The organism is Mycobacteriales bacterium, assembly GCA_035550055.1.
Classification (GTDB): Bacteria; Actinomycetota; Actinomycetes; order JAFAQI01; family JAFAQI01; genus DASZTV01.
In genome coordinates, this window is the sequence record DASZRO010000025.1 from 1 (window position 1) to 7,725 (window position 7,725).

At 70.4% G+C, this 7,725-nt stretch carries 9 protein-coding genes; 4 read left to right on the forward strand and 5 right to left on the reverse strand.

Going from position 1 to position 7,725, the window contains the following annotated elements; translation table 11 throughout:
- Complete coding sequence (locus VG899_04080; protein HWA65531.1) at positions 1-1,077, reverse strand: prenyltransferase; 1,077 nt, start codon at positions 1,075-1,077, stop codon at positions 1-3.
- 59 nt (positions 1,078-1,136) lie between these two features.
- Here VG899_04080 and VG899_04085 point away from each other — a divergent pair, with 59 nt between their 5' ends.
- Genes VG899_04085 through VG899_04095 form a run of 3 tightly spaced genes read left to right on the forward strand, consistent with a single transcriptional unit; the run spans position 1,137 to position 4,208 of the window.
- Positions 1,137-1,973, forward strand: coding sequence for an SDR family NAD(P)-dependent oxidoreductase (locus tag VG899_04085; GenBank protein ID HWA65532.1), 837 nt, complete (start codon positions 1,137-1,139; stop codon positions 1,971-1,973).
- 7 nt (positions 1,974-1,980) lie between these two features.
- Entirely contained in the window at positions 1,981-2,871 is an 891-nt protein-coding gene (locus VG899_04090) for an ATP-binding cassette domain-containing protein (GenBank protein HWA65533.1), read from the forward strand.
- The gene (locus VG899_04095) at positions 2,868-4,208 is read left to right on the forward strand and encodes an ABC transporter permease (protein HWA65534.1); all 1,341 of its coding nucleotides are present in this window, start codon (positions 2,868-2,870) and stop codon (positions 4,206-4,208) included. The genes VG899_04090 and VG899_04095 overlap by 4 nt, the downstream gene beginning before the upstream one ends.
- Here the strand turns inward: VG899_04095 and VG899_04100 are convergent.
- Positions 4,103-4,513, reverse strand: a complete 411-nt coding sequence (locus VG899_04100; GenBank protein HWA65535.1) for a hypothetical protein — start codon at positions 4,511-4,513, stop codon at positions 4,103-4,105. The genes VG899_04095 and VG899_04100 overlap by 106 nt on opposite strands.
- Positions 4,514-4,547: 34 nt before the next feature.
- A complete protein-coding gene (locus VG899_04105) occupies positions 4,548-5,033 on the reverse strand; it encodes a glutathione peroxidase (protein HWA65536.1) in 486 nt (161 codons plus the stop codon).
- Between the two features lie 82 nt (positions 5,034-5,115).
- Here VG899_04105 and VG899_04110 point away from each other — a divergent pair, with 82 nt between their 5' ends.
- A complete protein-coding gene (locus tag VG899_04110; protein HWA65537.1) occupies positions 5,116-5,661 on the forward strand; it encodes a VOC family protein in 546 nt (181 codons plus the stop codon).
- Here VG899_04110 and VG899_04115 read toward each other — a convergent pair.
- Together VG899_04115 and VG899_04120 are read right to left on the reverse strand one after the other, a co-directional pair.
- Positions 5,648-6,871 carry a CoA transferase gene (locus VG899_04115; GenBank protein ID HWA65538.1) on the reverse strand — a complete coding sequence of 408 codons (1,224 nt, stop codon included), beginning with the start codon at positions 6,869-6,871 and terminating at the stop codon, positions 5,648-5,650. The genes VG899_04110 and VG899_04115 overlap by 14 nt on opposite strands.
- Positions 6,850-7,725, reverse strand: an 876-nt coding sequence (locus VG899_04120) for an alpha/beta hydrolase (GenBank protein HWA65539.1), incomplete at its 5' end; no start/stop codon positions are given. The genes VG899_04120 and VG899_04115, both read right to left, overlap by 22 nt.

Below are 7,725 nucleotides of genomic sequence, written 5' to 3' on the forward strand. Positions count from 1 at the left end.
CTACCCCTGCCAGGACCAGCCGAGGTTGAAGATCGCGCTGACCACCAGGCCGATCACCAGCAGCGCGCCGGCGCGGCGGACGTGCAGGAAGGCGGCAGCGGCGTACCAGAGCGGCCAGATCGGGTAGTGCTTCGGTGGCTCGGCCGGAGGTGGGGCGAGGATCGCCTTCCAGACCTGCACGAGCCGCGGAACCGCGAGTACGACGAGCGCGGTCAGCCACGGCAGCGCCTCGACGGCGATACCGACACCGACGGTGACGTAGAACGCGGTGAGCAGGCCGTTGGTCGCGACGCGGGCGCGGTGGTTGCCGAGGATCACCGGCAGTGTGCGGGTGCCGGTCGGTGCGTCGTACGGGATCTTGTCGACGTGTTTGCCCATCAGCACCGTCGTGCAGAGCAAGCCGTACGGGATGCTCGCGACGATGACCTGCCACGGCAGGTATCCGGTGGCGGCGAGGTAGGTGCCGCCCACCATGAGCGGTCCCCATACGACGAGGACGTCCGGCTCGCCGAGCCCCCGCTTCTTCAGCCGCAGCGGCGGCGCGGTGTACGCGACGGACAAGATGATGCCGGCCGTCGCAAACGCCACGACGCCCCAGCCGCGCCGGTCCAGCAGCACCGCAGCGATCGCGAGGTCGCCGAGCGTGGTCAGGGCGATCGCGGTGTACAGCTGACGCGCGGTGACCAGGTTGGACAGCAGCGGGTGCGGCGCGTACAGCGTGCGCGGGTAGCTCTCGGTGTCGTTGCCGACACTGGTGTCGAACAGGTCGTTGGACAGGTTGTTGTTGAGGTGGGCCAGGACGATGCCCGCGATCGCGAGGACCAGGTCGACGGTGTCGAACCCGGGCGCCCGCACCGCGAGCAGGCCGCCGACGAGGCCCGCGAAGACCGTCATCGGCAGCACCGCTGCTCGGGTGACGACGATCCAGCGGGTCACCCAGTCGATGTCGTTGCCGGCCGCGGGCGGCGGGTTGGTCGTGGTCAGCGCGTAGAGCCACGATCGCGGCCCGCGCCCCGACGTCGGTGGCGCGGCGAGCTCACGCTCCCGCTTGCCTTGCCGCTCGTCGGTTGCGGTCACGGCGTCAGCGTCGCACGGCACCGTACGGATCGCCCAGCAGTGCGTGAAAGAGTGCCGGTATGCACTACAGGGACAAGGCAGCCGTCATCACCGGCGCCGGATCGGGCATCGGGCGGGCGCTGGCGGTCGAGCTGGCGCGGCGCGGCGCGAAACTCGCGATCTCCGACATCAACGACGACGCGCTCGCCGAGACCGCCGCGTTGTGTGAGCGCGCGGGAGGCGGCGGCCACAAGTACCACCTCGACGTCGCCGACCGGCAGGCGGTGCTGGCACACGCCGAGCAGGTGGCGCACGACCTCGGCGGTGTGAACCTGGTCGTCAACAACGCCGGCGTCGCGCTGATGGCCACCGTCGAGGAGATGAGCTGGGAAGACCTCGACTGGCTGATGGGCATCAACTTCTGGGGCGTCATCCACGGTACGAAGGCGTTCCTGCCGCACCTGATCGCCTCGGGCGACGGTCACCTCGTGAACGTGTCGAGCGTCTTCGGGTTCATCGGGGTGCCGTCGCAGAGCGCCTACAACGCGGCGAAGTTCGGCGTACGCGGCTTCACCGAGGCGCTGCGCCAGGAGATGCTGATCGCCGGCCACCCGGTGGCGGTCAGCTGCGTGCACCCCGGCGGCATCAAGACCAACATCGCGCGAGACGCCCGCGCCGCACGCGACCTGATGCCGCAGGAGCAGCGCAGCGAGCAGTTCGAGCGCGCCGCGCGCACCACGCCGGAGAAGGCCGCCCAGATCATCCTGCGCGGCGTCGACCGCAAGAAGGCGCGCATCCTCGTCGGCCCCGACGCCTACGTCTTCGACGCCATCCCCCGGGTGACCGGCTCGGGCTACCAGCGGATCGGCGCCTCGGTCGCCAAGTGGGCGACCAAGCGGGCCGGCGTGGAGCTGTAACAGCGGCGTGACTCTCGTCCTCGACGACCTGACCCGCCGCTTCGGCGCGGTGACCGCTCTCGACGGGCTGTCCTTCACCGTCGAGGCCGGGAAGGTGTCCGGCTTCCTCGGGCCGAACGGCGCCGGCAAGACCACCACGATGCGGGCGATCTTCGGGCTCACCGACCTCGATCGCGGCAGCGTCCGATGGGACGGCAACCCGGTGAGCGCCGACGTCCGCAATCGGTTCGGCTACATGCCCGAAGAGCGTGGGCTGTACCCGTCGATGCTGGTCGGCGAGCAGGTCGAGTACTTCGCCCGGCTGCGCGGGCTCGACGCGGCCACGGCCCGAGCCGCAACCGCGCAGACCCTGGAGCGCCTCGGCGTCGCCGAGCGGGCCACCTCGAAGGTCGAGCAGCTCTCCCACGGCAACCAGCAGCGGGTCCAACTGGCGGTTGCGCTCGTCCACCAGCCCGAGCTGCTCGTCCTCGACGAGCCGCTCGCCGGACTCGACCCAGGCGGTATCGACGCGATCGGTGAGGTCCTGCGCGAGGAAGCGCGACGCGGCTGCTGCGTCCTGCTGTCGAGCCACCAGCTCGACCTGGTCGAAGACCTCTGCGAGTCGGTCACGATCATCGACCACGGCAGGCTGGTCGTCGCAGGCGACGTCGACACGCTGACCACCCACGGGACCGGCCGCCTCGTCGTACGCGTCGAAGGGGATCGGACCGGCCGTTGGGCGGCCAAGCTGCGCGGCGCGAAGGTGTCCGAGGTCGACGCGGGGGCGGTACGGCTGGCGGTCGACGACGGCGCGGACAGCGACGCGATCCTCGACGCCGCCCGGGCCGCCGGGCGGGTCACCGAGTTCCACTTCGAGCGGCGCCGGCTCTCCGAAGTGTTCCGGGAGGCACTCGGATGACCGCGCTGCCGATCGTGATCCTCGTCGTCGCCGTCGCCTTCATCGTCCGCCGATCCGCCCGCGGCCAAGGGACCCGCCAGGCCGGCACACCGCGCACCCTGCGCCTGACCGGCGCGGTCAGCAGCGGGATCGGGCTGGTCGCCACCCGCGAGATCCAGCAGCGCCTGCGCGGGCGCATCTTCCGGGTGGCGACGATCGTGATGCTGGTGGTGATCGCCGCCGCCATCGTGATCCCGACGCTCGGCGGCAACGGCAACGACCACACCAAGGTGGGCATCACCGGCTCGCTGACCAGCGCCGACCGCTCCGCGATCGTCGCGGTCGGCAAGCAGACCGACACCACGGTGGAGATCGTCTCCGAACCCACCGCGGCCACGGCGCGAGACGACGTACGCAGCGGCAACGTGGATCTCGCGGTCATCGACGGCCGCGAGGTGATCGTCGATCGGGCGCTGACGACCAGCGACGACTCGACGACGGCCCAGACCGCGCGAGCCCTCGCGTTGGTCCTCGGCGAGCAGCGCGCGTTCGCGGCGGCCAAGCTGAGCCCCGCCCAGCAGGCGACGCTCGCCGGCAGCGGACCTGTCACGATCGCCGGCCTCAAACCGGCCAAGGGCAGCGACGCCGACCAAGGCACCGCCGTGATCGGGCTGATCCTGCTGTTCGTGATGCTCAGCCAGTACGGCACGTGGACGCTGATGGGCGTCATGGAGGAGAAGGCCAGCCGGGTGGTCGAGGTGCTGCTCGCCGCGCTGCGGCCCAACCAGCTGCTCGGCGGGAAGGTGCTCGGGATCGGCGCTCTGGTGTTCGGTCAGGCGACGATCCTGGTCGGCTTCGCGCTCGGCCTCGGCGCCGCGGTGGGCTCCGACGTGCTGAACGGCACGGCACCGGTCGTCGTCGTCTCGGTCCTGTGCTGGCTGTTCCTCGGCTATGCGTTCTACAGTTGGGTGTTCGCCGCCGCGGGCTCGACCGTCGAACGTCAGGACCAGGTCCAGGCGATCGCGTTCCCCATCACCATCCCGCTGCTGATCGGCTACGTGTCGTCGATCACGGCGGTCAGCAGCGACCACGCGTCGTTGTACGTGACGGTCCTCGCCTACCTGCCGCCCACCGCACCCTTCGCGATGCCGGTTCTCGTGAGCTTGCACGCGGCGTCGTGGTGGCAGTTCACCCTGTCGGCGCTGATCACCGTCGGTTCGACAGTGCTGCTCGCCCGGTTCGCCTCCGCGATCTACCGCCGGGCGGTGCTGCGTACCGGCGGGCGGGTGAAGCTTCGTGACGTCGTGGGCGGCAGCCGCACGCAGGCGGGCCCACCTCGCACGAACGAGGCGTCGTAGCTCTTCAGCGGGTCATCGATCAGCCCGACCGCGGCCACCAGCCGGCAGCCCGACGCCCGCCCGTCGATGACGACGGCAACCGCCCCGCTGCCGTTGATGGTCTCGTTCTGGGTCCGCCAGGACTGTCCGGGCGCCACCAGCTGCGTAAGCGGCAGGTCGCACCCTTGCGCCGGGCAGTAGAGGAAGGTCACCGGCTGCGACAGGTCGTTGCGGAACTCGAGGATCTGCCCGCCCCCGACGGTGCTGATGTCCTGGCTGCACGCGGCGGCGCCCAGCAGCGCCGCACCGATCAGCCACGCTTTCACCGCCCAGGCCTACCACGACGGGCGGCGGCTGACCTCAGCCGAGAGCCGCCTCGATTGCGCTGACGACCTCGGGCGCGTCCGGCTTGACCTTGCTGCGGAACCTGGCGATCGGCTCGCCCTCGCGGCTGATGAGGAACTTCTCGAAGTTCCACTTCACGTTGCCGGCCTTGCCGTTGGCGTCCGGGGTCTTGGTCAGCTCGGCGTAGAGCGGGTGCTGACCGCCGCCTCTGACCTTGAGCTTTTCGAACATCGGGAAGGTCACGCCGTACGTCGTGGAGCAGAACATCGCGATCTTGGCCGCGTCGCCGCTCTCCTGGAACAGGAACTGGTTGCACGGGAAGCCCAGGACGGTGAACCCCTTGTCCTGGTAGGTCTCCTGCAGCCTCTGCAACGCCTCGTATTGCGGCGTGAAGCCGCACTTCGACGCGACGTTGACGGCGAGCATGACCTCGCCGGAGTGCTCGCCGAGCGTCGCCGGCGTGCCGTCGAGTGTGGTCAGCGGGATGTCGTAGAGGGACACGCGCGCTCCTGAAGATCCGTCCGGTTCGTCAGGAGACTATTCGGCTGTCGTCCCGAAACGGTTCAGACCATACGATCCGGCTATGGGCGACGCAGCGTTCGAGCTCCGCGGGATCAACCATCTGGCGCTGGTGTGCAGCGACATGGCGCGAACAGTCGAGTTCTACTCGGGCGTGCTGGGCCTGCCGCTGACCAAGACCATCGAGCTGCCGGACGGGATGGGCCAGCACTTCTTCTTCGACATCGGCAACGGCGACTCGCTGGCGTTCTTCTGGTTCCCGGGCGCGCCCTCGCGCGCGCCCGGCGTCACCGCGCCGGCGGCGCTGCCCGGCCTCGGCGACATCACGAGCGCGGTCTCCACGATGAACCACGTCGCCTTCGACGTCACGGACGACCAGCTGGACTCCTACGCCGCGAAGCTGCGCGAGCGCGGGGTGCGCTGTATCGGACCGGTCAACCACGACGACAGCCCCGAAGGCTGGTCGATGGAGATGCACGACGGCGTGTTCATGCGCTCGGTGTACTTCTTCGATCCGGACGGGCTGAGCCTCGAGTTCGCGAGCTGGCTGCGCGCGCTGCGTCCGGACGACGTCAAGCACCAGCCGGCGGCGGCACTCAGCCGCAGCTGATCACCCCGGCCGCTTCCAGCGCTGCGAGCTCGTCCGCGTCGGTCCCGGCAAGCTCGGTCAGCACCTCGCGGGTGTGAGCGCCGAGCGGCGCCCCCGTCGTACGCACTTCGCCCGGCGTGGCGGAGAACTTCGGGACCACGCCGGTCATTGGCACCTGCCACCCCTGATACGACGCGAGCCGCAACACCATGTCACGCGCGGCGTAGTGCGGGTCGCTGACCATGTCGGCAGCGGTGAAGATCCGGCCCGCGGGGACCCCGCCTTCCTGGAGGCGTTGCAGCAGCGTTTCTCCGTCGAAGCGCACCGCCCACGCGGCGATCAGGTCGTCGAGCTCGGCCTGGCGCTCGGCCCGGGCCCGGTGGGTGGCGTAGCGCTCGTCCGTCGCGAGCTCGGGACGACCCATGACGACGCACAGCCGTGCGAACACCGCGTCGGCGTTGGCCGCGATCAGGATCTCGGTGCCGTCGCCGGCGCGATAGACGTTGGAGGGCGCGACGCCCGGCAGCACGCTGCCGGAACGCTCGCGGACGACGCCACCGAGCTCGTAATCGGCCATCGTCGACTCCATCAGGGCAGCGACCGCCTCGTAGATCGCGACGTCCACCTCCTGGCCGCGCCCGGTCCGGCGTACCTCGTTGAGTGCGGCGAGTACGCCGATCACCGTGAACAGCGACGTCAGCGCGTCGCCGAGGCTCACCCCGTAACGGCTCGGCGGGCGATCCGGGCTGCCCGTCGTGTAACGGATGCCGCCCATCGCCTCGCCGATGCTGCCGAAGCCCGCGTCGGTCGAGCGCGGCCCGGTCTGCCCGAAGCCGGAGACGTGGGCGAGGACCAGGCCCGGGTTCGCCGCCGACAGCGCGTCGTAACCGAGTCCCCACTGCGCCATCCGGCCCGGCCGGAAGTTCTCGGTCACGACGTCGACGCGCGCCGCCAGCCGGCGTACCAGGTCCTGGCCCGACGCGGTCCGGATGTCGATGCACACCGACCGCTTGTTGCGACCGATGGTCGGCCACCACAGGCCGTCGCCCTCGTGCAGCACTCCCCACCGCCGCATCGGGTCGCCGTCACCGAGCGGCTCGATCTTGATGACGTCCGCGCCGTAGTCGCCGAGCAGCTGGCCGGCGAACGGGCCGGCGATGAGCGAACCGAGCTCGAGCACCGTCGTCCCGCTGAGTGGACCTCCCGTCGTCACCAGCGCGCGCCGGCCCATTCCACGATCAGGTCGGCGACCGCGTCGCGAGCTCCTGCCGGCTCCTCGAAGTAGTGGGCGCCCGGCAGCGAGTGCAGCGACTTGTCGGTCGAGGCGATCGCCCCGGCGATCTTGGCGGCGTCGCTGGGGAAGACCCCGACGTCAGCGTCAGCGCTGATCACGAGCGCCGGCACGCTGACCCGGGCGAGATGCGGTTCGCCGCGGCACTGTGAGGTCTCGAGGCTCCACATCGACAGCCAGGTCCGCAGCGTGTTGGCGATGCCCAGTCCCCACACGGACTTGTTGGCGCGCTCCGGCACCCCGCCGTAACAGAGGTTGGCCGGCCGGTTGCTCGGGTCGACCGTCGGGTCGACCATGCGCGGATCGGCCCAGGTCCGCGACAGCGGGAACACCCGGTCCACGAAGCCGAGCGCCGTGATCCGCTCGAGCTCGCTCTTGCACCAGTCGGTGATCCGCTGGTTGCGGGCGACCTGCGCGGCGCGGTAGCGCTCGACGAACTCCGGCGGGTACGGCGGGCCGTTGTCCGGGTTCCACAGGTCGAGCTCCGGGTCGGTCTTGGTCGGGTCGAACTCGTCGATGACCGCGCCGTCCATCCAGCTGGTCAGCACGTCCGGTCGGCCGGGGTGAGCGGCCAGCGCCACGTAGCCGTCGGCCGGGATCAGCTCGTCGATGCCGACCGCGGGCTTCATGCCGAACGCCGGGCGGACGTTCGCCTCGACGGCCTGCGACTGGTAGGCCGACATGAGTGATCCGCCGCCGGAGTTGCCGAGCAGGATGACGGTCTCGACGCCGGCGACCTCCTTGAGCCAGCGGACGCCGACGCCGATGTCGACCAGCGCGTGGTCGAGCAGGAA